At 64.6% G+C, this 26041-nt stretch carries 31 protein-coding genes and 1 riboswitch; of the genes, 6 read left to right on the top strand and 25 right to left on the bottom strand.

Annotated features, from left to right (window positions below; genetic code table 11):
- Positions 1-104 precede the first annotated feature (104 nt).
- Positions 105-848: a TetR/AcrR family transcriptional regulator gene (locus FHT32_RS06450; protein WP_256098900.1), complete on the top strand. Its 744-nt coding sequence runs from the start codon at positions 105-107 to the stop codon at positions 846-848.
- Here the strand turns inward: FHT32_RS06450 and FHT32_RS06445 are convergent.
- Together FHT32_RS06445 and FHT32_RS06440 are read right to left on the bottom strand one after the other, a co-directional pair.
- Complete coding sequence (locus FHT32_RS06445) at positions 835-2733, bottom strand: adenylate/guanylate cyclase domain-containing protein (RefSeq protein WP_256098899.1); 1899 nt, start codon at positions 2731-2733, stop codon at positions 835-837. The genes FHT32_RS06450 and FHT32_RS06445 overlap by 14 nt on opposite strands.
- Positions 2734-2921: 188 nt before the next feature.
- Complete coding sequence (locus FHT32_RS06440; protein WP_176663818.1) at positions 2922-3917, bottom strand: hypothetical protein; 996 nt, start codon at positions 3915-3917, stop codon at positions 2922-2924.
- Positions 3918-4544: 627 nt separating this feature from the next.
- A riboswitch (TPP riboswitch) is annotated at positions 4545-4648 on the top strand.
- On the opposite strand from FHT32_RS06440, the gene FHT32_RS06435 reads away from it, so the two are divergent.
- Complete coding sequence (locus tag FHT32_RS06435) at positions 4647-6254, top strand: recombinase family protein (protein WP_176663817.1); 1608 nt, start codon at positions 4647-4649, stop codon at positions 6252-6254. Its footprint overlaps the riboswitch before it by 2 nt.
- A 28-nt stretch (positions 6255-6282) precedes the next feature.
- On the opposite strand, the gene FHT32_RS06430 is transcribed toward FHT32_RS06435, so the two are convergent.
- Together FHT32_RS06430 and FHT32_RS06425 are read right to left on the bottom strand one after the other, a co-directional pair.
- Positions 6283-6762 (bottom strand): hypothetical protein, encoded by a 480-nt coding sequence (locus FHT32_RS06430; RefSeq protein WP_176663816.1) that lies wholly within the window; start codon positions 6760-6762, stop codon positions 6283-6285.
- A 120-nt stretch (positions 6763-6882) separates the two neighbouring features.
- Positions 6883-7083, bottom strand: a complete 201-nt coding sequence (locus FHT32_RS06425; protein WP_176663815.1) for a hypothetical protein — start codon at positions 7081-7083, stop codon at positions 6883-6885.
- A 28-nt stretch (positions 7084-7111) separates the two neighbouring features.
- Here FHT32_RS06425 and FHT32_RS06420 point away from each other — a divergent pair, with 28 nt between their 5' ends.
- The 4 genes from FHT32_RS06420 (at position 7112) to FHT32_RS06405 (ending at position 9898) form a co-directional block, all read left to right on the top strand.
- On the top strand, positions 7112-7639 hold the full coding sequence (locus FHT32_RS06420) for a hypothetical protein (protein ID WP_176663814.1): 528 nt from the start codon (positions 7112-7114) through the stop codon (positions 7637-7639).
- 25 nt (positions 7640-7664) lie between these two features.
- Positions 7665-8405: an SOS response-associated peptidase gene (locus FHT32_RS06415; protein WP_176663813.1), complete on the top strand. Its 741-nt coding sequence runs from the start codon at positions 7665-7667 to the stop codon at positions 8403-8405.
- 110 nt (positions 8406-8515) lie between these two features.
- Complete coding sequence (locus FHT32_RS06410; RefSeq protein WP_176663812.1) at positions 8516-8782, top strand: hypothetical protein; 267 nt, start codon at positions 8516-8518, stop codon at positions 8780-8782.
- Between the two features lie 12 nt (positions 8783-8794).
- Entirely contained in the window at positions 8795-9898 is a 1104-nt protein-coding gene (locus tag FHT32_RS06405; RefSeq protein WP_176663811.1) for an acyltransferase, read from the top strand.
- A 62-nt stretch (positions 9899-9960) separates the two neighbouring features.
- On the opposite strand, the gene FHT32_RS06400 is transcribed toward FHT32_RS06405, so the two are convergent.
- From FHT32_RS06400 to FHT32_RS06300, 21 genes are all read right to left on the bottom strand, one after another.
- A complete protein-coding gene (locus FHT32_RS06400; protein WP_176663810.1) occupies positions 9961-10509 on the bottom strand; it encodes a hypothetical protein in 549 nt (182 codons plus the stop codon).
- On the bottom strand, positions 10506-11087 hold the full coding sequence (locus FHT32_RS06395; protein ID WP_176663809.1) for a glycoside hydrolase family 19 protein: 582 nt from the start codon (positions 11085-11087) through the stop codon (positions 10506-10508). The genes FHT32_RS06400 and FHT32_RS06395 overlap by 4 nt, the downstream gene beginning before the upstream one ends.
- On the bottom strand, positions 11084-11488 hold the full coding sequence (locus tag FHT32_RS06390) for a hypothetical protein (RefSeq protein WP_176663808.1): 405 nt from the start codon (positions 11486-11488) through the stop codon (positions 11084-11086). The genes FHT32_RS06395 and FHT32_RS06390 overlap by 4 nt, the downstream gene beginning before the upstream one ends.
- On the bottom strand, positions 11485-11904 hold the full coding sequence (locus FHT32_RS06385) for a hypothetical protein (protein ID WP_176663807.1): 420 nt from the start codon (positions 11902-11904) through the stop codon (positions 11485-11487). Before FHT32_RS06385 ends, FHT32_RS06390 begins: the two co-directional genes overlap by 4 nt.
- A gap of 62 nt (positions 11905-11966) precedes the next feature.
- Positions 11967-12542, bottom strand: a complete 576-nt coding sequence (locus tag FHT32_RS06380) for a hypothetical protein (RefSeq protein WP_176663806.1) — start codon at positions 12540-12542, stop codon at positions 11967-11969.
- Between the two features lie 13 nt (positions 12543-12555).
- Entirely contained in the window at positions 12556-13788 is a 1233-nt protein-coding gene (locus tag FHT32_RS35295) for a hypothetical protein (RefSeq protein WP_176663805.1), read from the bottom strand.
- Positions 13789-13851: 63 nt separating this feature from the next.
- Positions 13852-14664: a hypothetical protein gene (locus FHT32_RS06370; protein WP_176663804.1), complete on the bottom strand. Its 813-nt coding sequence runs from the start codon at positions 14662-14664 to the stop codon at positions 13852-13854.
- A 2-nt stretch (positions 14665-14666) separates the two neighbouring features.
- The gene (locus FHT32_RS06365; protein WP_176663803.1) at positions 14667-15734 is read right to left on the bottom strand and encodes a baseplate J/gp47 family protein; all 1068 of its coding nucleotides are present in this window, start codon (positions 15732-15734) and stop codon (positions 14667-14669) included.
- A gap of 28 nt (positions 15735-15762) precedes the next feature.
- Positions 15763-16260, bottom strand: coding sequence for a phage GP46 family protein (locus tag FHT32_RS06360; protein WP_176663802.1), 498 nt, complete (start codon positions 16258-16260; stop codon positions 15763-15765).
- Complete coding sequence (locus tag FHT32_RS06355) at positions 16260-17003, bottom strand: phage baseplate assembly protein (protein WP_176663801.1); 744 nt, start codon at positions 17001-17003, stop codon at positions 16260-16262. Before FHT32_RS06355 ends, FHT32_RS06360 begins: the two co-directional genes overlap by 1 nt.
- The gene (locus FHT32_RS06350) at positions 17003-18244 is read right to left on the bottom strand and encodes a phage baseplate assembly protein (RefSeq protein WP_176663800.1); all 1242 of its coding nucleotides are present in this window, start codon (positions 18242-18244) and stop codon (positions 17003-17005) included. Before FHT32_RS06350 ends, FHT32_RS06355 begins: the two co-directional genes overlap by 1 nt.
- Positions 18241-19494, bottom strand: coding sequence for a DNA circularization protein (locus tag FHT32_RS06345; RefSeq protein WP_176663799.1), 1254 nt, complete (start codon positions 19492-19494; stop codon positions 18241-18243). The genes FHT32_RS06350 and FHT32_RS06345 overlap by 4 nt, the downstream gene beginning before the upstream one ends.
- A complete protein-coding gene (locus FHT32_RS06340) occupies positions 19491-21488 on the bottom strand; it encodes a hypothetical protein (protein ID WP_176663798.1) in 1998 nt (665 codons plus the stop codon). The genes FHT32_RS06345 and FHT32_RS06340 overlap by 4 nt, the downstream gene beginning before the upstream one ends.
- 154 nt (positions 21489-21642) lie before the next feature.
- Positions 21643-22107, bottom strand: a complete 465-nt coding sequence (locus FHT32_RS06335; RefSeq protein ID WP_176663797.1) for a hypothetical protein — start codon at positions 22105-22107, stop codon at positions 21643-21645.
- A 13-nt stretch (positions 22108-22120) separates the two neighbouring features.
- A complete protein-coding gene (locus FHT32_RS06330) occupies positions 22121-22489 on the bottom strand; it encodes a phage tail tube protein (RefSeq protein ID WP_176663796.1) in 369 nt (122 codons plus the stop codon).
- 40 nt (positions 22490-22529) lie between these two features.
- Positions 22530-24095: a phage tail sheath C-terminal domain-containing protein gene (locus FHT32_RS06325; RefSeq protein ID WP_176663795.1), complete on the bottom strand. Its 1566-nt coding sequence runs from the start codon at positions 24093-24095 to the stop codon at positions 22530-22532.
- Positions 24096-24188: 93 nt separating this feature from the next.
- A complete protein-coding gene (locus FHT32_RS06320; RefSeq protein ID WP_176663794.1) occupies positions 24189-24461 on the bottom strand; it encodes a hypothetical protein in 273 nt (90 codons plus the stop codon).
- 37 nt (positions 24462-24498) lie between these two features.
- Positions 24499-24660: a hypothetical protein gene (locus tag FHT32_RS06315; protein WP_176663793.1), complete on the bottom strand. Its 162-nt coding sequence runs from the start codon at positions 24658-24660 to the stop codon at positions 24499-24501.
- 9 nt (positions 24661-24669) lie between these two features.
- Positions 24670-25302 (bottom strand): hypothetical protein, encoded by a 633-nt coding sequence (locus tag FHT32_RS06310; protein WP_176663792.1) that lies wholly within the window; start codon positions 25300-25302, stop codon positions 24670-24672.
- Entirely contained in the window at positions 25299-25649 is a 351-nt protein-coding gene (locus FHT32_RS06305; protein ID WP_176663791.1) for a hypothetical protein, read from the bottom strand. The genes FHT32_RS06310 and FHT32_RS06305 overlap by 4 nt, the downstream gene beginning before the upstream one ends.
- The gene (locus FHT32_RS06300) at positions 25646-26038 is read right to left on the bottom strand and encodes a hypothetical protein (protein ID WP_176663790.1); all 393 of its coding nucleotides are present in this window, start codon (positions 26036-26038) and stop codon (positions 25646-25648) included. Before FHT32_RS06300 ends, FHT32_RS06305 begins: the two co-directional genes overlap by 4 nt.
- Positions 26039-26041: the final 3 nt, after the last annotated feature.

The raw sequence follows: 26041 nt of genomic DNA, 5'->3' as shown, positions 1-26041 counted from the left end.
CCTTCGAAGGTTGCGCGCCCGTCGCTCGCAGCGCGATTTATTGATCGATGCTCAATTTAATTTGTTTATACAGTCAACCCGACTGCAGCACAATGGCCCCGACCATGACGAAGAAATCGCCCCCCAAGGCCCAGAAACCCCGCACGGCCGGCCGCCCCGCCGGCGGCGGCGGCCTGACAAAGCAGCGCATCGCCGAGGAAGCCCTGGCGCAGATCGATGAATTCGGCCTCGGTGCGTTCAGCATGCGCGAGGTGGCGGCACGGCTCGGCGTGTATCCGGCCACGGTGCACTGGCACGTGAGCACGCGCGAGGCACTGCTGGCGGAAGTTGCGGCCCTCGTCATGGCCGAAGTGTTGCCGCCACCCGGCAAGCTCGCATGGCAGGACTGGATCGCCGAGCTGTTCCGCCGCTGCCGGGCCGCCGTGCGGCGGCACCCCAACGTGGCGCAACTGCTGGGCGCGCAGCTGGTGTCGAACGGCAGCCTGCCGATGGAGCTGGTCGAAGGCATCCTGGCCGCGCTGACCGAGGCCGGATTCGAGGGCGAGCCGCTGCTGGAGGCCTACAACTGCGTGGTAGCCGCGATGCTGGGCTTCCTGACGATGGAGTTCTCGCCCCTGCCCGCCGACAACACCCAGGCCTGGGCCGAGGAGCTGCGCGAGCGCGTGCACACGATCCGACCGCTCGACCACCCGGTGCTCACGCGCAACCTCGCGCAACTGGCCAACAAGGCCTTCATCCTGCGCTGGGACAACGGCACGACGGTGCCGCTGGACAGCAGTTTCGAGCGGCACATCCAGATCACCGTCGACGGGCTGGAGGCCTTCGCGCGCAGGCTCAGGTCGGCGTAGGCCCCAGCAGCTCGTACAGCACCATGCGCGTCTGCCGGCCGCGCAGCTCGGCAAGTTCTTCGATGCGGCGCGTGGCGAGCCGTCCGCCCAGCCCCTCGAAGGTGGCTTGCGAGATCAGCGTGCGCGTGCCCAGTTCTTTGTTGACGCTTTCGATGCGGCTCGCGGCGTTGATCGCGTCGCCGATAGCCGTGTAGGAGAGACGGTCGCTCGACCCGAGCACGCCCGCGATCACATGGCCGGTGTGGATCCCGACGCGCGTGCGGAACTCGGGCAGGCCTTCGCCGCGCCATTTGTCGTTCAGCGCATTCATCTGCGCGTGCAGTTCGAGCGCCGCCTGGCAGGCCCGGTACTCCGCTTCCTCCAGATCGGTGGGCGCCCCCCACAGCACCATGATGCCGTCGCCCATGAACTTGTCGATCACGCCGCCATGCCGCGCGAAGATGCCTGCGGCGAGGCTGAAGTACTCGGTCAGCTGCCGCACGAGCACGTCGGCCGGCATCGACTCCGAGATGCTGGTGAAGCCCTCGACGTCGGTGAACATCGCGGTGATGCGGCGCGGCGACCCGCTGGGCCCCAGCGCGTGCCCTTCGGCGACGAGCTGCCGGATGATGTCCACCGGCACGAACTTGCTGAAGGCCTTGAGGCTGCGCGCCGACTCGTCCAGCGCCTGGTTGAGGTGCTGGATCTCCAGCACCCGGCTGGGCTCGATGGGCAGGTTGTCCAGCTCCAGCCGCCCGATGCGGCGTGCGACGCGCGAGAGGTTCTCGATGGGCCCGGTCACCAGCTTCGACAAGCGCAGCGAAATGAACAGCGCCAGCCCGAGAAAGCTCACCGTCAGCAGCAGCGACCACAGCACCGAGCGCTGCAGGCCGCCGAGCAGTTGTTCTTCAGGCTCCCAGCTGACGAGTTGCCAGCGGGTGTGCGGAAGGTGCGAGGTCTGCACGAGATAGCGGCGCCCCTCGTGCTCGATGGAGAAGGCCAGGTCATCGGCGCCGCCCGCGGTGCCGGCGGCCAGCATGTGCGAATGGATGGCGCCGAGCACGCCGGTGTCGGGCGACTCCAGCTCGCGCACCGGGTCGGGATGGTCGCTGCGCGCGATCACGTGATGGTCCGAACTCAGCAAGGCGCTCTCCCCGCTGCCCGTCGCACCGGAGACGCGCACCAGCCTCGCCAGATGCGCGAGCGACACGTTGCCGTCGACCACGAGCCCGCGTCTGTGGCCCTCGTCGTCGACGCGCGCGGACGGCCGCGCATGGCCGACGGCGAGTTCCTGCGCGTCGCTCATCAGGAAGGGCTGGGTCCACACCGGCCCCTTTGCCTTCATGGCTTCCAGGTACCAGGTGCGTTTCTCGGGATCGAAGTCGCTGCGATAGGCCGAGATGGCCGTCGTCGCGAAACGCTGCTTCGCGTCGCCGCCGTCGAGATCGGGCGAACTCTTGTACTGCCAGGTCTCGGTGCTGAAATCCGGGCCGCGCAGCACCTGGCGGATGGCCGGCACCGGGTAGCGCACCGCCATCAGCACGTGGCCATGGTCGGTAGCCACGTTGATGCTGTCGATCTCGGGGGTCTGCTCCAGCATGGTCCAGAGCATCTCGGCGGTCTGCTCGCCGTCTTCGCCGCAGACATGGACGCTGGGCGAATCCGCGATGGAGCGGATGACGCCTTCCGTCTTGGCGAGGAAGGCGAGCACGTTGTCCTCGACCCTGTCGTGGTTGATCTTGTGCGCCGCGGTGCCCACCTTCGACACCAGCTTCTCGGCCGCCCAGTAGCCGAAGGCCACGAGCAGCAGCGACTGCACCAGCGCCACGGCACAGATGATGGTGCCTACGTCGACCCTGAAGCGCCGCAGGCGGGTGTGGTTGTGCGGCGCAGACGGCATATCCATCCGACCCGAACGCCGGAGATCATCTTTCATCTTTGAAATTCTCGTAGCACGGCCGAATGCGCGGTCACGGCAGCGATTCTTGCCCGCTGCGGCCGACCGCATCAGCAATGCCAATCACGACTTCACGGCCAATGACAACCGCGACTTTCGCTGTCAAAAATTGCCTTCGACAACGAAGGCCGCAACGATCACGTTGCAGGGGGCAGTCTTAACGAACGCAGTGCGAGGGGAATAGGCACCACGACCAGCTTCTTGCTGCCAAGGATCAGCAAGTTCTTGCCGTCTGGAGTCACACGCATTCGAGGGCGATAGCACTCGTAGTCGGGATAGTTGGCGGTCTGACAACCCGGCACCTCGGGCAAGGTGAAGCTTCCGATCTCAGGCAACGTCAGTTGCGTACCAGCCTTCATGCTGGTATCGAGGGCTCGAACGAGCGGCAACGCCGAGGAGCCGGGTTCAACGGCATATTCCAGTATGTACGCGCGGCGTCCGTCTGCGGACAACTGTGCAGCCCTGACGCCGGTCACGGGCTGAGGCACCCTGCCCACCGTTCCGAATGCCCTATCATAGACCGCGTTTCCCCCCATGAGGAAGCGGTTTCCGTTGTCGCTCACGCTCGTCAGGTAATAGAAGAATGTCAGCCCTATCGGATTTGTCCGGAAGACTCCATCTTCCGCATCCATGTAGAGCATGGCTGGTGTGGGCGTGATGGCGGCCGACGGTGCCACCATCAGCCGCACGCCATCGCGAGACACTGCCAAGTACGGCCCGCTGTAGCAGCAGCTGGGTAGGGCTTCTCCGAACTTGAGCGTATTCAGGTCGAAGAATCCCAGGCCATGCCATGTCGTACCTCCCGTGGGCATCCATAGCTTGCCGTCTTTGGTAATGGCGAGGCTCCCTTCCGTGACGTTACCTTCGTCCCCCACGCCAAAGGTGGACAAGTGGGTGCTCTTCACACTGAAAGCCGCCAGATCGATCAGATGAACGTGATTGCTGGCATCCGTTGCGGCGAGAACGCTCGAATCCGGTGCCAATGCGATGTCACGCAAGCCGGGAATGGAAAGCGAAGAACTCGACCAGGAGACGCCATTAGAGCGAAACCGGACGATGGCACTCAGTCCGGCTGCCCAAAAAGTGCTGGGATACGAGGCGTAGATGTCGCCATGAACGGCGTCATACACCATGGTTCTGGGAATACCAAAGGCACTGGTGTCCAGCGTTGCGTAGGGCCGAGCGTCACCGCCACGCATCGCCTGTTCGAAAACTGCGGCGACGTCTGCGCCTCGCGCTTGCAGAGCGGCGATCCCGCCCTGGGAGTCCGATAGGGCGATCTCCAGTCCTTCTGACTCCGAGTCCGCCTTCGAGTTTGCGCCCTGAGTCGTAGCGAGAGCGCTGATCGACGGCGACGATGGTGACGAGCCACTCGGCAACCCCGCAGAACCTCCTCCTCCGCCTCCCCCACAAGAGACCAACGCAGCTGCCAGCAACGCCAGGCTCCCCCTCCAGATAGGTTCTCCCATTACACACCCCTCGCATTCATTGTGAAAATTCTTGTCGACGGTGACTCCAAATACGCCGAAGCGATCGTGCGGCCCATCGTTGATGCCGCGTATTCTGCACGATGGACCTCAAAAAACGCGTACTTTCCTGTCAATGGGTGAAGCATCCGCTAAACGCCAAGCGCGTGCTCTCGCGGCCGTATTCGGAACGCACTGCTGCATCGCAGCACCCAAAAAAACACATCTCTCCGAATAGGCGCTTGAGCGAAAAAGCTCTTGCCACCGGGCTCTGGACATAGAAAGCGTAAAATTGCTGCTCGCTAGGGGTGCCAAGTCGGTTTGCCGACTTCGCTGAGAAAGTCCCTTTGAACCTGATTGAGGTAAACCTCACGCACGGAAAGTAAACTGCGCCGCATGACGGCCAAGGTTTACAGCTACATGCGCTTCAGCGACGCTCGCCAAGCCGGCGGCGCAAGCTCCGAACGTCAGGGCGCCTACGCTGCAGCATGGGCGAAAGAGCACTCCCTTCAGCTGGACGAGACTCTCTCGATGCGCGACGAAGGCCTCTCGGCCTTCCATCAGCGTCACGTGAAGAAAGGCGCCCTCGGCGTGTTCCTGAAGGCCGTAGAAGATGGCCAGGTCCCTGCCGGCTCGTTCCTCGTTGTCGAGGGCCTTGATCGACTCTCCCGCGCTGAGCCCATTCAAGCCCAAGCCCAGCTCACAGCCATCATCTCCGCGGGGATCTCGGTCGTCACGGCCAGCGACGGCAAGGTCTATAGCCGCGATCGCCTCAAGGCGAACCCGATGGACCTGGTCTACAGCGTGCTGGTGATGATCCGGGCTCATGAAGAATCGGACACGAAGAGCAAGCGTGTGCGCGACGCGATTCGCCGCCAGTGCGTCGGGTGGATTGACGGCACGTACCGCGGACTCATCCGCTACGGGAAGACGCCTGGCTGGCTCCACGTGGTCGGCGGCAAGTGGCAGCTGATCCCTGAGCGCGCCGAGGCCGTGCGCGCGGCCGTCGACATGTTCCGCCGAGGCCTGGGCACTGGCCACATCGCGAAGGCCCTGCACGCGGCTGGCCTCTCCAGCAGTGCCGCACCGCCCTCCTCCGGGCACCTGGTACGGCTGCTGGCCAACCCAGCCTTGAAGGGCGAGAAGCACCTGGTTCTCGAGCCGGAGACCTTCGTCCTCGAGAACTACTACCCTGCAGTCATCGATGCAGACGCATGGACGGACCTGCAGGAGCTCGTCGGCCTGCGAAGCAGGCGGCATGTCAAGGGCGAGATCCCGTCACTCCTGACCGGCTTCGGCGTCGCCCTGTGCGGCTACTGCGGCTCGCCCCTCAAGAGCCAAACCATGGCCAACAAGCGGCGCGCCGATGGCAGCCTGGCCGACGGCCACCGGCGCCTCCAGTGCGTCAAGGTCAACAGCGGCACTGGGTGCCTGGTGAGAGGCTCATGCTCTGCCGCACCGATCGAGCGAGCGCTGATGCGCTACTGCTCCGACATGGTGAACCTGCAGGCCCTCTATGCCGGCGATCGGGCCGCCCTGCCCCGCGTTGAGCTTGCTGCGGCAAACGCGCAGCTACGGGACATCGAGGTCAAGCTCGAGCGCATCACCGAGGCGCTGCTCGAAAGCGAGGACGCAGCGCCCGCCACGTTCATCAGGCGAGCCCGCGAACTCGAGCTCGAAAGGGACACAGCACGCGACCAGGTCAAAGCCGCCGAGCGCGCACTCGCGGAAGCGGCGCGCGCAGATCTAACCGGCGCAGACGAACGCTGGAAGGTCCTGGTCGACGGGGTGGAAGCTCTCGACTACGAAGCGCGAATGCGGGCCCGCCAGCTCGTGGCCGATACGTTCGAGCGCATTGTGATCTATCACAAGGGCATGCAGCCGGACGCTTCGGCAAAGCCGGGCATCGACGTGATCCTCCACGCCAAAGGCGGCACCGCACGCTGGCTGCGCATCGAGGGCCCGGGTGAGCTCGTCGCGGCAGAAGACGCCGAGAGCTCCTAGCACATCAACTGACTGCCCCGCGACCCGGCTAATGCTCGAGCTTAAGAAACGGCTCGAAGACGCGTGCAAGCGCGTCGTGCTCCTGGTAGAGAGTCGCCTGCAAAACAGACTTTTTGATGCCGAGCTCCGCACGTGCTTGGTTTGGGACAGGCATGTTCTCAATCTCGGTGGTCAACATCGAGAGCGCGATCATCTTGTCTCGGAGCTCTTTATGAACATAGTCGACCACTGATCTATCAGTGATCCAGCCCATCGCGCGCACAGAAGTCAAAAACTCGCTGTCGGATTCAGCGACTATTTTCCCTTGACCGATCACAGTGTCGATGTATGCATAGACACGGTCGTACATAACAAGACGCCGCTCGAACAACTCGAACTTGAGCTTATTACGCGCCGTCTTCGCCGCCAAGATGGCCGTGTCGGCCTGCTGTTTCGCTATGCCTGCCTGGATCTTGCCGAACTTGTACGCTACGAAGACCGCTGCGGCCGCAGCGAAGAACTGGATCACAGGAGTCAAATAGGCTGTCCAGTGGGGCTCTACGGGCACGATCAGTCCTTTTGCCTGCCGGCTTGTTGCGAAGGCGCCGACTGTACAGGGGCAGCCAAAACGGTGGCCGCGGATCCACGATTAAGCCTCGTCAGGCCGCAACACCGGCTCAAGGAAGAGCGCAGCAGCCGCGATCGGCGACATCGCGCGGAGGTTCACATCACCAGCCAGGTCAGTAGCCAGCTCGTCGAGCTGCGCAGGATCGACCGTGCGCCAGTGCTGCTTGAGCCGCTTGGCGCAGTAGTAGATCCACATGTCTGTCGGGATCTCGTCGCTGTCCATGCACTGGATACTACTGTATATTTAAACAGTGTCAATTCCCGTCTTCTACGAAGTCTTCCGCACCCGATACGAGGGTGAGAAGCTCCCGAACGTGGAGGCGGTGAAGCACACCCGTCGCGTGGGCGACCTGACCTACATGGAACGCATCTTCGACCCTAGGCCAGGCCGGAGCATCTTTCTGGCATCGCTCCTGCAGCCGGACGGGGAGACGTACGTGATCCCTCCCCTCGATCGCGCCAGGCTGCGCAGGATCAAGGGCGGCATCCTGATCTCGGGCATGGAGGTCATCACGCGCGGGATCGGCATGAAGCGCATCAAGTCGGACGACTACCCTCAGACGTGGTTCTGCCGCCCGATTGCGATCCCTCGAGGCGGCTTTGACGACGACGAGGACCGCTTCGGCAACCCGGCCGAGGCGCGGCGCTTGGCGCGCGAACGCGAGCTCGAGGAATCGCTGGCGGCGAGAAAGATTGGCGAGACGATGACGAAGCGGGCGGATCGGCGAGTGCCCCATAACCCTGAAACGGCCTCGGGTCGCAGCCCGGGGTACTTTTGAGCCTCATGATCGATGGAGCCGAGCGATGTGCAGCAACTACGAAGCCGTGACGCGCCGTGACAGGCTCCTGTCCTTCTTCGGCGTCATCCGTGAGGACGATGAGCGGCCGGTCGTCACTTGGCCCACTGGCATGGCCCCGTTCATCAGGCTTGCCGAAGACGGCTCTGGCAATCGCCGCGTCGACGACGGCGCGTTCGGCTTGCTGCCAGGCTTCGCAAAGGAGTTGGTTTACGGAAAGAAGACCTACAACGCGAAGTCGGAAACCATCGCCACGAAACCCAGCTATCGCAGCGCCTGGCGCATGGGGCAGCGCTGCATCATCCCTGCCGAGGCGATCTTTGAGCCCTTCTACGAGACGGACGAGGGGCCCGCAGTGCGCTACCGCATCCAGCAGCCCGGCGAGGTGCCCATGGGCCTCGCCGGCATCTGGGAGAAGTGGACGAACCCGGAAACCAACGATGAGATGTTCAGCTTCGCGATGATCACCATCAACGCCGATGGCCACCCGGTGATGTCGCGATTTCACCGGCCGGGCGACGAAAAGCGAATGGTCGTGATCCTTGACCCCGAAGACTACGACGACTGGTTGACGTGTCCCGTGCACGAGGCGCCGCGGTTCTTCCAGCAATGGATGGGTCAGCTCGACACGTATCCCGCGCCGCTTGCACCACGACCAAAAAAGGAACGGCCGGCAGGCGAGCGCGGGCCGAAGCGCGCCGCACAGGGCACTCCGACGCCACCGCCGCCCCAACTCGACCTGTTCTAGGCGAGCGTGCTCGCTAGGAGTGAAACCGTCGCAATGAGTACCAACGACTCACAGGCCACATTGAGAGTCGCAGTTCTACAATGCGTCACAACAATGACAAGGTTTCTCCCATGTTCAAGCGCCCTCCGCCTTACAAGCCGCAGAACGGGCTAACTCTTCGCCAAGACGCGCTGCTCTTTTGGCTCAGCGCAATCAACGGCGTTTTCTGGCTGGCAGTGCTGGCGACCGGCGGATACTTCCTACCGTTCGACATTGGCATGTACATCGCACTGCCAGCGCTGGGACTCTGCGCGCTGTGCGCTTTCGCCATCGAAAAGTTTGTGGCGGCACTCCCATCGAAACCAGCCGATGCGAGCTCAAGCTCGCTCAACTCCTGAGCTGATCCTCGGATGCGCGAACCATATTTGGACGGCCTGCGCGGCTGGGCCGCTATTGCCGTGGTGCTGCATCACCTTTTGCACATCACCATTTTTCCCGGTTGGCGGAACTACCTCCCGGGAATTCCTTTCTTCGCTGACGGCACCTTCGCCGTGTTCGTTTTCTTTGTTCTCTCTGGCTATGTGCTCAGCGCTGGCTTCTTCAGGACCGGCGAACGCGCCGTAGTTGTAGACCTCGCCTTGCGCCGCTACTTTCGACTGACCATCCCGATCCTGGTGATCTCGGCGATCGCGGCAGCGATGATGGTGGCGGGCTGGATGCTCAATGGTCACGCCGGTTACGCTGCAGGCAGCTGGTTCTGGTGGTCCGCGTTCTATCAATTCGACCCCAGCGTCGCTGACGTGCTCAATTTCTCGCTGTATCGCGTCTACGTGGACCCGAACGCAATGACCTCGTACAACTCGTCGCTGTGGACGATGCCGGTCGAAATGCAAGGATCGATCGCGGTGTTCGCAGTTCTGCTGGTCGTAGGCACCTCGCGCGCCGCGCGGCTCGTGGGCCACGCGGCCCTGCTCGGCATGACCTGGTGGCTCGATTCTTCGATCTTCGCACTTGCTCTCGGCTGCGCCCTTGCTGACTTCCGCCACAGCCGGCACTTCCACCAGTTCGAAGTCTCCGAGAAGCGCCGGCTTCTATCCGGCCTGATGATCGCCTGCGGCTTGATGCTGGCAGCCTGGCGCTGGGAAGACAACGAGCCGCTGACGCTCTCGTTCGCCAGCCTCGCGCTCATCTTCGGCGTCATGCTCAGCCAGCGTGCCCGACGAGCGCTCTCCACCCCGTTGTCGCAATGGGTGGGACGTCTGTCTTTCTCGATCTACCTGGTGCAGATTCCAGTGATGTGCAGCTTCACGGCGTGGGGATTCATGGCCCTGTACAGCGGGCACGGCATATCTGCACTCAGTTTGCTGATCCTTTTTCTCTCCAGCATGGTGTTGATCATGCTCTCGGCGGTGCTGTTTTACCCTGTCGAACGCCTTGGCATCGTGGTAGGCCGCAAGGTGTCGCAGACGATCATGAGGCTTACTCGCCCCCGGCAGGCCGCGCTGAACGCCTGACCTCAAACGCAGAACCACCCCCGCTCCAGGCTAAGCCAGAGCGGGGGATCACGTTGGAAATTTCATTCGGCAGGAGGCGCCTGCCCGCGGACGCTGTAGGCGTCTGCTCGGCACGAGCTATACGCTGCGCTCGTCTTCTCGATCTCAGTCAGGGCGTCTGCAAGGCGTCGAGCACCAGCTGCCGGAAGTACCCCACTGGCCGCGCCGGTGTCTGCTGTACCAGGGTCGGCACGGGCGGCAGTTGGACCTGCGGCGCCTCCACCACTGCGCCCGGCATCGCGGGTGCAGTCGAGCACCCGGACAACCACAGGAGCGCTGCGCTGGCGCTGATCGTCAGCAGAGATCTGGGTAACAGCTTTTTCATCAGTCTTCTCCTGCGCCTCGGCGCGTTTGTTGAGCTCGGCCTGCTTGGCGTCGCGTTCCTTCGTGCGCTGCTCGAGCAGCTGCTGTGCGGCGGCATTCGTGGCCACCACGGCTGCGTTCTGGACCTGCAGCGCCAAGCTGGAGGTCCTGGCCAGCGCGCGGTAATGCCACGTTGCCAAGCCCAACACCAGCACGAAAGCGCTCAAGATGTAGATCAGGAGCGCTTTGAGGTCGGTGAGCACAGTCATAGCGGCTCAAGCCCTAGAGCAGAGCGGGCGCCTTTATAGAGCGCCAGGCGGTCCGCCCAGCCGTTCGAATCGCCCACGGCCGGCGTAGCCTTGCCGCGGTTGATGATGTCGCAGACGTTGTCGAAGCTGCCGGCGTCAGCCCAGGTGTTGAGCCGGCGCATGTCCCAGTAGTCGCAGGCCGAGAGCGCAGCCCACCGCGGATCGGCCAGTTGCTCGGGGTGCTCGACGAAGTCGGGCACATCCGGGAAGCGTGCGCGCAGGCGATCGCGTGCGGCTGCATGGTTGGCCCTGCCGGTGATCTGGATCAGGCCGTGGCCACGAAATCGAGATCCGTCTCCAGGCTGGGTGTTGCCGAGATCCTTCCGGCCCTCGTAGCCCTTCTGGGCTGCCGTCGGCCCCCACAGCTCGGTCGTGTACTGCAGCCGGCTGGACTCGTGGCCCACGTTGGCCAGGAACATCGCCTGCCTCTGCGGCGTATCGATCATGTAGAACGCCATGCCGGCCGACAGGAAGTCGGCAAACAGCTGGGCGCGGCTGAGCTGCGCGCCGGTGCAGAGCGAGAGAGTGACCGAGTTCATGATTGGACCTTCCAGAATTGCGCGCGCTGCCATAGCACCTCAAGCCGCGCGCGCAGGCGCATCCACCTGAGTTCTATTGCTTGACGCCAAGTCAGCGCCTGCAGCGGAGACGCATCCGTCGCTTCGTCCGGCGCGATGTCTCCGGCCCAAGCCCGGGCACTGCAGAGCAGCACCAGAACGAGACCGTATGTAAGCAACACCATCCCCGGGCCGGGCCACTCGCCAACCAGGGGCAAAAACGGCACCGTGAAACCGATCCCCGCCCAGATGGCGTACTCCACGACGACAGCCCAACGGGTGTTTCTCGGCATGGCGTTAAGGCGACACGAGGCGATGAAGAAGATTGCGGCGCAGGCTGGCCAGAGGGCCACCGCAAGCACGCGTTGCTGGTCCCAATTCATGGCGTTTCTTCCTTGTTGTCCTTGGGTGGATTGCCGCGGGCCAGGTCGACCGCACGGAAGATGAATCGAACAATGGCGCGCAACAGCTTGGGCCAGTCGTCGCCAATCGCGCCGATGACCAGCGCCACGGGTGTGATCAGCACGCGCTCGGTCAGCGAGCTGTAGTAGCTGCTGCCGATGCCTGCCAGGCTCACTGTGATAAGCACCGCCAATCCAGCCACGCGCAAGAAGTACCAGAGCGCCGCGAGGCGCGCTGTCTTCTCGCGTCGCTTCAGTGCGAATGACGCGCCGATGATCGATGCCAGCACGATCACGATGTATGGCCCCACTACTTCGGCGACGTTGGGCGCGTACACCAGACCAGCGAGAAAAACGCCGAAACCGACTGCATCGGTTACGGAAGGTTGAGAGTTCATGCCGGCCTTTCAGGCAAAAGAAAAACCCGCCGAAGCGGGTTGGTTGTGAAGGCAGAACGAGCTCAGGTCGGCCAGCCAGTGGTCGCGTCGTATTCCTCCAGTCCGGCGCGATCCTCGGCCGCGAGCAACGCGGCTATGGCCTCGAGATGAAGTCTCTCATTCGAGTAGCACGCCTCGCGTTTCACGATGAATGCCGAATACGCAACAGCGAGGTCCACCGCGGCGATGCCATACCAGACCGGCGGCTGATCGAGCAGCACGTCGACGGCCGCGATCCCGAGAGCCGCGTGGTTGAGTGCGATCGGTGCGAGGCGGGCCAGGTCCGCGTCCGTAGGACGGAACCGGCGCCCGCCCGCGAGGGCTACACCCTCCGCGAGCAAGTCGGCTCGCTTCGCGGTCACGGCCCAGCCAGCCCGCATTGCAACGTCGGAGAGTGGCGCGGGCGGCGCCGTCTGAGTCAATACACCATCTATGACCCAGTAGCCCGAAGGCTGGGCGTTGACGTCGAAATCCACCGGCAGCGGATCGTTGAGCTCGATCCGCGCGAAATTTCCCTCCGGCTCGTTATAGCCATAGACCTCGTCGTCCTGCCATTGAACCACCTGTCCTGTGGTCGTGTAGTAAAGAGCGTATTTCATGGTCCTGCGGTCCTTATGCAAACTCGTCGATGATGATGAGACCAGCACCGCCGATCCCGCCCTGTGCGCCCGTGGCGTTGCTGCCTTGCACCACGCCACCGCCGCCGCCCGCGCCACGCACCGAGGCGCCAGTGCCTCCACTTGTCCCCGAAGCCCAGGCGGCGCCCCCACCCAGAAGAGAGAACCCGCCGTCTCCGCCGATGCCGCCGCCGGGCGAGTAGGTCGCGAACCGGCCGTTCCCGCCGAAGCCATTGACGTCGCCGTTGGAGCCGAGACCAGCCGCGCCAACGCCAACGAATGTGACGTTGCTGGCAGTGACGGCCACACCGAACGAGCCGCCTATCCCACCGGTGGCTGAAACCAACGCCCCGAACGAGGAGGCACCACCATTCCCCCCCGCGCCCGAGCCGATCACACCAGCAGTGCCGGCCCCGCCAACCGTCATCGTCTGACCTGTCATTTGGGCGATCGTGAGACGGCGACGCGCCCAGCCACCACCGCCACCGCCGGCGCCGGCGGCCATCTGCCCCGATCCGGTCGCCTGGCAGCCGCCACCCCCGCCCCCGCCAGCGATCACCGTGACGTCGCCATAGTTCGTGCCCGCCGTCGGCGCGTAGGGGCCAGTCGCAGTGATGATCTGGCGATTGATCCAGCGCCCGGTGGCTTGGCCCAATTGCATCGCATGCTGGCTCTGGGTCGCCAGGCCCACCTGCAGAGGCGCGCCCGTGCACTCGAGCAAGATGAAGGCGCCCAACGTCGCGTTGTAGAGCAGCCTGCAGCGACCGTTCGCGACGATCTCGCCGCCTTGTAGCGCGCCGTGCGCTCCTCCCATGATGGGGACGGCGCCCAGCCCGTTCACGTTGAGCGTGGCAGGCCCCGTATTGGCCACGGCCGCCTTGTACCAAAGGACCATGCCGTCGACCAATGCCTTGAGCGCGGGCGTATACGCGACCGTCTGCGCATTCGCCGTCCCCGCGCCTGCCGCATACACCAGCCCGTTGCTGCGGAACGCGTGCACGAGCTGGGCCCAGTCGTCGTGGTCGATGGCCAGGCCAGCAGCCTCCACCAGCGCAGCATGTGCGAACAGCAAGCGGTTGTAGATCTCCGCCATGTTGCGGGTTGCCGTTGCCGGGCTGATGCCGTCGACCGCGCCAATGATTGGTACGTTCCACGGCGAGGGCGTGTTCGGCCCCGGCGTGAAGAGCCCGGAATTCGCGATTCCCGGGATGTAGGTGATCAGGTCCATGGTTTCCTTTCAGGCAAAAAAAAGGACTGCCGAGGCAGTCCTTGAGGGGGATGGGTTAGAGGGTCAGGCGCAGACCGTCCAGGCGACGTGCGCCGGCAAATGCTTCTTCATCAGGCACACGAGCAGGCCCCACTTGATGGGGTCGGCCACCATCAATGGCACACCGACACCGCCGGTCCAGCCGCCCATCGTGCTGTGGTAGATCACCGGGCACATCGGAGGCTGTACAAAGTCGGGATCGTTAAGCGTCAGCGGCTGGCCAACACTGGAGCCGGCCCCGTCGCTGATCACGCCCCACCCGCCCACGACGTTGTGAACCATCGTCGGCAGATCTGCCGGGCCGATGCCGCCCACGCAGATCCCGCCGTAGACCGTGAGCGGCTGGCCCATGGTGCTGTTCATCCAGCTATGCACGAAGATATGCTCGAGCGTCAGCAGCGGGCAGTCAAGCGCGATCCGCAGGAGCGCCTGCAGCTGCTCTCGAGTGCTGATGCCTGTGCTGCGGCGCGCAGCACAAACCTGCGCCTGGCGGCCCGGCAGATCTGTCGGATAGGCCCCTGCCGCGCACTCACCAGGCAAGCCGTACTCCAGCTCCCACTCGGCCAGCAGCTCCACCGAATTGCACGCTAGCGATTCCGTGAACAGGTCGCAAAGCCGCTGCTCGAAGTCCGCCAGCAACCTCCCGAACGCACGGTAGAGCGCGGCTTTCGTGGTGGTGTAGAGCTTGCACCAGGCCGCACCTCGCGGCTCGAGCGCGAGCGCGACCTCCGCGAACTGCTCGGGCGTATGGCCGCACAGCGGCGCCTCCGCCGCAACGGACTGCACCTCGCAAAGGGGCGCCGGCTCGGCCGCGCATGACGTGTTGACTGCGTCCACGGTCAGTTCCAGGTGATGGCGCCCAATACGCCCACCTCGAAGAGCGGCGCGAAGGCACTGAACACCAGCGGTCCGCTCGGCACCGACATTGAATGGTCGTACTCGCCCTGCGCGCCGCTGATCGCTTCCGAAATGTGTGTCAGCGGGATGGTGCTACCGGGCCCGGCCTCACGGTAGAGCAGGTCCTGGAGCTCGTCGGAGATGTTCTGCCGTACAGCCGGGTCACTGTTCGGGATCTCGTGGATCGTGAAAGGTACGGGCTTCAGCGTGGGCGGGTAGACGTAGAGAGCCGTGCCCTCTGGCGTGAACTGCGCAAGGTGATCGCGCATCTGCTGCACCACTGCTGGCGGCGGCACGATCCCGTCGTTGTCCTGCGCGAAGACCACGGCCACCGTACCGTTACCGTAGACCGTCGGCACGACCCATACACGCGTCACCGCCGTGCTGAGCTCCCCTGCCCAACGCTCCCAGTCGGCCACCGTGCCGGCCCCTGGAGGATTGCGAATTCGCTTCAGAGTACGCACGCGGAGTCCATCGTCTGTCTCTTCGTCAGCCCCGCCAGCAATGGCACCGCTCGCCACAACCGCGCTCTGGAGGCCTGCCACAGGGCTCGTGGACTGGAGCTGCACCAATGCCGGCGCATTGCCCAACGTCCCCGCTGTGAGTGCGACAGCCGGCAGCTCGAGGTACCCCGCCCCCGAGATAAAGCCGCCGCCCGTCACCTGATACTGCACGCCATCCGTGCGCTGGAAGATGGTGCCCGCGACGATCGGGCTGTTGGGCACGCCCTGAAAAGCGATGCTCCCCTGCGCAGCTTTTGCCGGCAGGCGATAGATCCCGTAGCTCTCGGCGATCAGTTCCAGGAAGCGCCGCGTTGCCGTCATCACGAATAGCTGGCGACTGAGGAACACCAGCGCGCTGTAGAGACCGTCGGTCAGAGCTGCCCATACGCGCGCGAACACGTTGAGCATCGAGAAGCGCAGGCGCGCATCGGCGTTCTGGATAAGCGCGTTGATCTCGGCCTCGGCCGTGCTGATCAGCTGGCCGAGCGTTGGTCGGTTGAATGCCATGGGTACCCTGTTCGAAGTTCGTTGTATGTCAGGCCATCGCCAGCGCACTGGCGCAATCCAGTGCTTCCCAGTCCTGCACGGCCCTCAGGTCCCACGCGTAGCGGAACTTCCACCGCAGGCTTCGACCGTCAGGCTTGAAGATCTGCACGGTCAGCATGAGCACGTTGTGGCATCCGCCGACCACGACCGCCGTCGCCGTCACCTTGCGCGCCACGCGGTCTTCGATCAGCCAGGCCAGCGCCTCGAGCGCGTACTCCTCGGCCAGGCGCAGCACCTCTGGCAGATTGCGAGCTCGCTCGAGGAGCCAGAGCCGTGAGCCGATGCGCGTGCCATCCATCGCGTCGCACCACCAGCCGCGGGGGTCGCTGCCGTCCGGCAGCACGTCGTCCTCGTTCGCGCGGCGGTCGGTGAACAGGCTGATGAGGATCGAGGTCGACAGTTCGTTGATCGCGACCAGGTCGCCGCACGCCGTGCGCACGTCTGCACAGGCATCGGGGCCGCATCCGTAGAAGAGCTCGACGTCCATCAGATCGGCTCCAGTGATGTGCCGGCCCCGATGCTGCCGCCGGGGTGCCGATGGTGCAAAGAGCTGATCGCAGTGCCATCGCTGTCGGCGATCACGTCCTCCGTGGCCTTGGCGTTGCCGATCACCTGCACCACCCCGCTGGCAGGATGCATGACGATGTCCCCGTTCGGGTTCATGCCGATGCTGCTGCCGCCGTACGAGGCGGTCAGGTAGCCATTCACCCGGAACTGGGTGGATGCCGGCGTCACGTCCATGTCCCCGTTCGCAAGCATCCGGAAAGTGCTGCCGGCCTTGTCGGTGATCACCACCTGGCCCGTCTTGTCGAGCAGCACCGTCTGGCCCTGCTGCGCGCGGATCTCGACCTCGCCATCCTTGTTGAAGAACAGCCGCTGCCCGTGCTGCGTCGCCTCGAGCGTGATCTGGCCGTCCTCGTCGAAGAGCTGGTTCTGCCCGTGCACGCTGTATTGCTGGGTTTCACCAGCCTTCAAGCCGGCGGGACGATGCGCCTTGTCGAACCAGCCGATGACGATGCCATGGTCGCTTTCGCCATTCGGGAAGACGGCGAGGCCTTCCGGTACCGATTCCGGCGGATGCGCCGTGAAGCCATAGGTTTCCAGCACCTCCACGTCGTTGTGCAGGTCGTCGGCAGCGCTTTCCATCTGAACCTGTACGCTCGGTGTGGCAGTGTCGGTGGTCAGGCGCATCACGCGCCGCACCAGGCCAAAGATGCGATCGACCGACATCAGCGTCCCCTGCTCACGCCGCTGAGCTGCCGAGAGCCGGCACCCGCACCGGCTTCAACCTTCGGGATCTCCTTGAGCACGTCGAAGGCCTCGGGGCTGTAGAGCGTCATGATGCAGACCGTGCCGCCACTGAGATCCAGCGTGTATTCGATGTTGCTGATCAGCATGTCCTCGTTCTCCCCTACCCTGCGATGCTTCAGCAGGTTCGTGAGCGTGTTGATCTCCCAGATGCTTCCGTCGCTCTGACGCCAGCCCTGGACCTGGACCACGAATTTGCGACTGCGGGCTTCGCGAGTACCCGCCTCCCACTCGGCGCGATCTCGACAGCGTTTCGCGTCGGCCTGGTCCTCCGCGTTGATGACGAGCGGGCGATACCGCTGGATCGACTTGTTGCCGACCGTCACCGCGCCGGCCGCTGAGGCCCCGCTGCGCTTGACGGTGGCCACAGGCTTGACCGATGCCGCCCCGCTCAGCACGGGCACGCCCGCGCTCGTGGCACCGTGCGCCTGTCCCTTGACGGTGATCTCCGAAAACAGGTTGGCGAAGCTGCGCTCGTAGTTGATGGGCGATTTCAGGTTACGCCCCAGCTCGAGCTTGTCGGTGGTCCGTCCGTTGAGGCCTGCACGCGTCACCACCAGGCCGCCCTTACGGTCACTGACCAGCAGGACGCCCTGAATCTTGGCGAGCTTCTCCAGCAGCCTGTGCACCGTCTCGCCGCTGTTGCCGGCCTTCCTGGGCAGCCTGCCGCCGCCCTTGCCCGCCTTCGCGGCAGGAGCCTTGTGCTTTCCCGGCTTCTTCGCCACATAGCCGCCGGCAGAGGTCTCGACCTGCGTCAAGAGCTCGATGCCGTAGGGCTTGATCAGCTCCGACGCTATGTACTCGAACGTCAGGCCCGTCCACTCGGTGGTGGGCGCGCTGCAGTCGACCAGGTCGCCGGTGCGGTCCCGCCCTTCCACGCGAATGGTGTGGTCCTCGACGCCTTCGACCTCCGAGACGACGTCGATGTAGCCCGTGATCATCACGTCCTCACCGATCTTGAGCGTGCAGGCCTCGCCGGGCTCGATCGGAAAATCCACAGCCTGGTCGGGCCACTTCTGCGTGACGTCGAGAGAGAACGTGCCGGCGAGCTGCTCGATCCCTTGCGAGATGCGTATGCCCTTCCAGCCCTCGTACCTCACGCCGTTCACCTCCAGGCTCACGCGGTTGTTCGCGTCGATCGGACTGAGCCTCTCGGAGATCATTCGGTCACCTCGTGTAGGAGCTCGATCGCGGCGCGCGGCGGCACGAAGAGCGGATTTGGGATCTCGTTGCGCTCGTTGATCACGTCGTCCGAAAGAACCCCGTAGTGGCGATAGGCAAGCACCAGCGTGGGCATGAAGCCATTCCACCCCGTGCCGTCGCAGCACGTGGTGACGAAGGTTCGCGCCAGGTGCTCCCCGGTCGACGTCATGTGCTGCACCGCCGCCGTGCGCAGCGCCACGAGCAGCTGCTGTGTGTTGGGGAACATCTGCAGCCCGGACAGATCCAGCAGCTCGGCGGTGAAAGCCTGCGTGATCGCGGAGCGCTGCGCCTGCATCTCGTTGTAGGTGATGAGCTTCGGCGTGCTGCGGAGGACCGTGCTGTCGGCCGCGAAGCGATTGCTCGAGCTCGCGAAATCCACGCTGAGCTCGGCCGCTCTGATCAGGCTGGCCGACTGCACGAGGTGCGTGAACGCCACGCTGTTCGTCCGCTGGGCTGCGCGCCCTCTCGTCGGGATGTTCGGCGTCTGGGGACGAAGGAACTCGTGGAAGGCTTGCGGCTGCGCGACGTCGCGCATGATCGTCATCACCTGTTGCGCGAGCGCCAGCGGTTGCGAGTAGATGCCGATCGACGCCAGGTTGAGTTCGGCAACCTGCGCCGCTAGGCTTTCCGGACGGCGCCACTGGGCGAGGACGCCCAGGAACTGATCGACCATGTCAACGGCATCGGCCAACACGAAGCCGGGCAGGTCCTCGACGCTGAAGGCCATCGAAAATTCATCGGCCAGCGCCTCGTAGCTGTCATCGGCCGCGGCCAGGACGGTCCCTCCGGTGTCGTCGACCACGTCGGCCCGGAACTCGACCTCGCCGGCCTCGACGAAGTCCATCGACAGCGAGATGAAGCCGCCCAGCTCACTGCTGGTCTGCTTGACGCCCATCGTGGTGATGTGGCCACGCAGGGTGCCGTAGAACGGGTGCACCAGCGTGCCCACACCGCCCTGCTCAACCGCGGCGACCAGAGCATCGCGCTGGGGCCACGGGTTAAAACCGTTCTGCGCGCCGGCGCAGATCCAGCCATCGATGCGGAATTTGCGGGTCTTGCGGCCCAGATCCTCGACCTGCGGTTTGTCGCGCTGGACAAACTCATGGATGGCCACGTTGCGGCCGAACTCCACCTCGTCGCCCACCACCTCAAAAGGAACGCCCCGCCACGAGGCCGGACGCAGGAGCTGCCGCCAGCTGTTCGTGGTCATGGCGTCGAGAACATGCCGCCCGAGCGGGCGTCGATGTTGAAGTTGGGGTTGCGGGATTCCACGCGCGTGATCTCCGGCTTTCCTTCGGCCGTCACGCGGACATCCAAGCGTCCGCTCACGTCGACTTTCGGAGTCGGAATGCTGATCGACGGCGCGCCGGCCCCGAATCGGGAGATCGAGCTCGAACTCGAGCTCGATGCCCCTGCCGGGCCAGGAGAAGCGTCGATTGCAGCCGAGGCCGCCGCCGCGGTTTGCACGGGCAGAACGGTCTGCAGCCGCTGGACTTCGGCTGTCTGGGCCTGTTGTTCCTGGAACAGCTTCGCCGTCGACGAGTCGAATTTGAACTCCTTGCCCATCGCCCAGTCCATCACCGAGCCGAACAGCTTCACTGCATCGATCACCGCGGTGATCGGCGTAAGCAGCATCTTGAAGGTGGTCGCGATCATGTCACCGGCGCTCTGCCCCGCCAGGCCCCATGCCGCGAAGCTTTCCTTCGTCTTGTCGACCGGTGCAAACAGCTGCATCACCCAGTCGATGGCACCGCCGATCAGGCTGCCCATCACGCTGAAAGCGGAACCCACGACCGAGGCGATTCCCGAGAGCGGCGCGAGCGCGTCGGCCACGGGCGCAATCCCGCGCATGAAGCCATCCCACACGCCAACGAAGAAGGCCTTGATGCCGTCCCACTTCTGATAGATCAGGTACCCCAGCGCAGCCACAGCGCCGACCGCGGCAACCACCAGCGTGACCGGCGCCAGGGCCAGCGCCCACGAGGCGGCGGCCGACAGGCCGAACGAACGCAGCCCGATCTGGAACAGCACCAGGCTGCGCAGCGCCGGCGCGAAGTTCATGGCGGCAAAACTCCCCGCCGCCGTGACCGCGCTGATGGTCATGCGGCCCAGCGCGAGCGCAATGCCACCGGCGCTCAGGATGAAGGGCGATGCGATCGCGATCAGGCCGCCGAAGACCAGGTTGTCCCAGCCGACCAGGCCGGCCACCCTGTTGAGGATCTTGAAGAGACCGCTGGTCTTGTCGGCCATCCGGTCCATGTCGTCCATGAAGGGCTTGAGGTTCTGGCTCAGCACATCGGCCAAGGCCTTCACGCCCGGCATCATCGCGCTGCGGTTCGCCTTCATCCGCGCTTCCATGATGTTCGAGAACTGCTCGAAGACCGGCAGCATCTGCACGCCGAAGGCCAGCTTCAGGCCGTTCATCGCGCTCTTCGATCGCTGGTAGGCCTCATCGGCGGAGTCGCCGATCGCAGCCATCTCGTCGGTCATCAGCGTGCCCGACGCGCGCATCTTCTTTGCCAGCGTGTCGTAGTCCGTGCCGATCGCCTCGAAGATCGGGATCAACGTCGCGCCGGTTTTGCCAGCGAGGGCGCGGAACTTCTCGATCTTGAGCATCTCGTCGGCCTCGGTCGTGCTCTTGCTCGAGACCAGGCCCATTGTCTTCATCAGATCCAGCGGCTTCATCTGCTGTGCCTGCGCGGCCGTCAGGCCAAAGGCGCGGAGATCGCCGTCGAGTTTCTGCAGCTTCTTGCCTCCCTCGGAGACTGCCGACTGAATGTTCAGCTTGAACTTCAGGAAGGCGCCGCCCGTCTCCTCGATACTGGCCCCTGCGTCCTTGGAGATCTTCTCGAAGACCTGGAACTCCTCGGCATTGAGGCGCAGGCGGCCGCCGAGGTCGTGGATCCGTCCCGCCTTCTCGGCCGTCTCGGCGACGGCGTCGAAGCCCGTCTTGATCGCAGCGATCCCGCCGATGGCCAGGCCGGCGCCGCCGGCGATGCCCAGCGCCGCCATCTGCCCGCGCAGGTTCCCGAGATGCGTCTGCAGGCGCCCGAAGGAAGTCGCGCCGAGGCCGCCCACGAGGCGGTTTTTCAGCGCGTCGGCCGCAGAGGTGATGCCCTGGAAACGCTGCTGCAGCGACTGGAAGGCCGAGCCAGAATTGTCCTGGCCGTTCAGAACAACCTTGGACTCTTGAATGACTGCCATGTGATTTACCTGCCTGTCTTTGCAGCTGCCGCCTCGCGCTCAGCTTCGGCGATGACCTCGGACACCTCAACCCAGAAGGCGAGGCGCCCGAGAGTCATCTCTTCGATTTCAGAGGGTTGGACTCCGCGCGCCAGAAGCGCGGCCGCGGAGTCCCTTATTTGTTTGGGCCGATGAAGATCGCAGTGATGGCCGCGATGGCCGGCTCGAAAGCCCGGTAGTCCATCTCGTCGATCTCCTCACGGGACATGCCGCTGAGCTGCAGCACCTGGGCCGCGAAATCGACGCGCTGCGCATGCGGATCTGCCGAGATCCGGGCGATCAACGCCTTGACCGGCTTGATCTCCGGCACCTTGAAGCCCGGCTCGTCGCACGGCGTCAGCAATCCCAGCGCCTGCAGCTCGTTGGCATAGTCCAGCGCATCGGGCGTCGTGAGCTTGGACGCCTCGATCTGATTCAAGCCGGCGCACTGCTCGGCAAGCACATGCGCGGCCAGCAGCGTTTGAGCCATCGGCACCTTGCGCATCATCTTCACGGTGATGACGTCGGGAAACGCAAGCTCCGTGAACTCGATGTCGGCACCGTCGCGGCGCGCCTTGAAGGGGGTCTTGAGTTGGTACATGGTGCTCAAATGCTCAGTAGACGACCGCCGCGTCGCCCTTGAAGGTCAGCTTGACCTTGCCTTCGGAGTCCTTGACCTCGATGCCCGCCGAGAGCTGTGCATTCGTGGACAGGTAGCTCATGCCTTCGACCGTGAGGAACATCAGGTCGCCGCACTGGCCGCGGTAGTTGTCGGGGTTGAAATCGACCGTGAGCGGAAATTCGAATTCGATCTCCGCGGGCTCGACGGTCGTCGTGCCGAACCATCGGCCCTTGTTGTCGGTCACGCCGTCGGACGCGACCTCCCCGCCCAGCTTGATGAGGGCGGTCTTGTTGACCGGCGTGTGGTTGATGCCGTTGAAGACAACGGTCGACACACGGATCGTCTGCGATGCGCAAGCCATGTTGAATGCTCCTTGGTTTCAGGGGAATTGATGACCGCGCTCAGCAGACGATGTAGGACAGCCTGCCGGCCTTGACCGTCAGGATGTTCACGATGTCCGGCATGGCCTGGAACTTGATCGTGTTGCAGTCCTCGATGCTTCGCTCGACGACGAGCGTGGCCTTGAACTGATCGAAGTTCTCGACGATGCCCAGCGGCACCCAGACGTTCTGGCACAGGGCCAGGATCGAGCCCTTGATCATCTTGGGGGTGGCCACGTCAGGCGGCAGGCCTGCCGTGCCGTCGTCGGCCAGACGGTTGCGCGGATACGTGGTGTCGAGCATGGTGCGCACACTCCAGCGTAGGTAGCTCTTGGCGAGCTGCGTTTCGACGCGACGCTCGGCATCGGTGGCCACGCCCGTATCGGTGGTGGTGCGTTCGGTGATGGCGGTCTCCAGCATCACCTGGTCGGCATCGTTGCACTTGTAGGTGGCGTTGCCCGTGTTCAGGATGAGCCGATTGCGCACATTCCACATGAACCGGCACGGCATAGGCGCAGGCTTGAGGCAGTTCAGCACCACGTTCTGGTGCGGGTTGTTTGCGACTGCGCTGGCCAGCGCAGCGCTGATAGCGCAGTACACGACGGCAACTTGCCATGCACTGGACATGAGGCCACCGTACTGGATGCCATTGATCACCTGGCCAGGTTCGACCGCCATCGTCGTGCGGTACTCGCTGTTGCGAGTTGCCATGAAGGTGCCGATCTGCGCCTCGGTCCCGCGAAACGCGCCGAAGATCTCGAAGTCGTCTTGACCGTTGCCGAGGCTGGTGGGCCCGGGAAGCGGAGCCCAACGGTCCTGCGCTTCGGCGAGGATCAGAGCAGCGTTTGTCGCGTCGTTGTACGGCACCGTCACGTGCGTCATGTACATGGTCGATGCACTGGCGATGCCGGCAGCGATGCTGGGGTTCTGCACGCCCGCCGTCGCCGTGGTGAAAGTGACGAAGGTGCCGGCAGGGCTGACGTCGCCCGGGTTGTACTGCGCCACGATCTGCACGTCGTTGGCCAGCTCGCCCTTGTTCTTTGCCGTGAGCGTCAGAACGGCCGCCGGCGCGGTCGCCGTGAAGAGCGCGGCCTGGTCTGCGTTGATGACCGCCGCGAGAGCTGCAGCGATCGACGCCGCCGTCGCGCCGACGGCCACGGGCACCCGGTACTCCAGGTCGCCGATGTAGATCCGCTCGACGCCCGCCTGAGCCGCAGGCGTCGCGTACGGCACCGCATAGTCGGCCGTCACGACCCTGGCGACGCCTGCCGCATCGTCGTACTGCGGGCAGAACCAGACCTCGTTGATGCTGTTGGTCTTGAACAGGTCGCGCGCCATATGCGACAGGATCGAGCCGGGCCCGAAGAGCTGGCTCGCTTGCGGCGCACTGTTGACCTGGATCGGGACGTTCGGCTGTGCGGTCGACCCGTTCGGATACGGGACGGTCTTGGCCTTGTCCATCTGGCCATAGACGAAGATCCGGTAGGGCTTACCGGCCTGCGTGGTGCGGGCGCCGGTACCGTCGAACTCGACGTAGGTGCCGGGCACACCGACCGTGCTCGGGATTTGCTGGAGAGTGAGGGACATAGGGCCTTCCTTGGCTCAAAGCCCACGGTGCGCGGGCGGGTGGAAACAAAAAGGCCCGCTCAGAGGCGGGCCTGGAACGAGGCGAGATCGGGACTAGCCGACAGATGCAGCCGCAGCCCTGCCAGCGCGGCCGGAGCGCGCTTCGGGCGCATCCTGGGACGTGCTCGAGGGCACCTCGGCCGCGGCCGACTCGGGGGCGGCAGACGCCGCAGACTCGGGCGCGAGCTCCTCGATCGAGAGATCTCCGGTGCGCTCGGCGTAGTGATCGGGCGGCAGCAGCACTTCGCGACGGACGCCGTCCTCGGGAATCGGATCTCCGGTCAGGGCGTCCTTGACGCCGGGTCGCAGGGCTTTCAGCAGGTACATGGCATTTCCTTGAAGTGGACGAAAGATCGGCGCCAGGTCAGTCCTTGCGCGTTGGCCAGGCCGGGTTGGCCGGACGCTGTGCAGACGTCTGCACGCGTGGTGCGGGCGCCGGCGCCGGCGTGTTGAAGGTCGGCAGTCCGAAACGGCGCAGCGGCACGTTGACGAGCTGGCGGACGGCAGTGCAGGTAGAACAGGCCATGAGCTTCTTTCAGCAGGCGCCTTGCGGCGGTTGGGGGGTATACGCGTTCGCGTGAATGCCCTGCCCTTCGACGCCGCACACGCGATGCCGCAGCTCGCCCAGAACCTTCTCGAGCGGGCAGGTGTTCACGTTGGGCACCGGGTAGCAGGCGCGATAGACCAGCTTGAACTCGATCTGCGCAAGCACATAGGGCACCTCGCCCTCTGAGCTTCGCGCGATCTCGGTGTTGACCTCGGAGATCTCGTCGATCGTGATCTTCTGACCTTCGACCACGACAGACGTGTTGCTGAACTGGCCGAAGACGATCGATTCGATCGCCTCACAGCACTCGTCGAGCTCGCGATCGGCCGCAGTGGTCTGGGCCGGGTGCGAAGGCAGCCCGTCGACGTGGCGCCAGGGCTGATGCGCATCAGGCGTGCGCGCGATCCGGACCTCGATCAGCAGCGCGAGCTCCTGCTCGAGCAGCTGCTGCCCGAGCGCGTTGCGCGTGCGCTCGCCGTCCGTGTAGACGCACACGTTCGGGAAGTGGTCCTCGTCGGAAAACGGCGTTGAACGGCTGACGAACACCGAGTCGGCCCAGGCGCCCCGGCGCACGAGCTCGCGGGCCATGTGCTCGCGAATGAGTGTGCGCGGGTGCGTCACGTGCGATCCCTCATGCGCGCAGCGTGCCGTGCGTCGACGGCCAGCAGCAGCACGTCAAAGGAGGCGTCGAGCTTCACCTCGGCGGCCTTCACCTCGTACGTGACGTTGCGCCGGATGACCAGGTCCCCCTGGCGCGGCTTGCGCTCCAGCACGCCCTTGCGAATGTTGCACATGGGCTGCCGGCTGGAGATCGGCACCTGCCCGCCCATGCTGACGTCGGTGGTCGCCATCGTGAACTTCGCGCAGATGTCGACCAAATGGCCCTCCAAGTACTGGAAACGGATCGGCTCGCCGAACTCCGCCTGGACGACGGCGGCCGCCTCCTGCTTGATCTGCTCCCAGTTCATGACTGGCTCGCAAGCACGGTGACGAAGCCGCGGGCCAGCGTGCGCATGCTGTTGCTCGGCGGCTTCCCCACCACCTCGAAGGTGTAGCGGCGCACGCCAGCCGACAGCTTGAGCGTTTCCGCGCGGGGCAGATCGACCGCGACGATGGCGGCGCTGGTGCCTGCCGGCGTGAAGACGCCAGCCACCGAGACCACCGCCAGCGGAGCACTCCCGTTGCCGACCAGACCGCAGTCGGCAACGGGGTTCCACACGCTGAGCAGCACGTCGGTCACAGCCGCCGGCCAGCAGACGCCCGCGCCGACGAACTGCAACGCGCGACCATCGGCCGCGAGGTAGTCGTCGCCCTGCACCAGCTCGAGGTGCAGGTTTCGCAGGTAGCTGTCGCTCATGGC

Source organism: Variovorax sp. SG517 (assembly GCF_013376045.1).
In the GTDB taxonomy this organism is placed as follows: Bacteria; Pseudomonadota; Gammaproteobacteria; order Burkholderiales; family Burkholderiaceae_C; genus Variovorax.
This window is presented reverse-complemented; position numbering and strand designations above follow the sequence as displayed.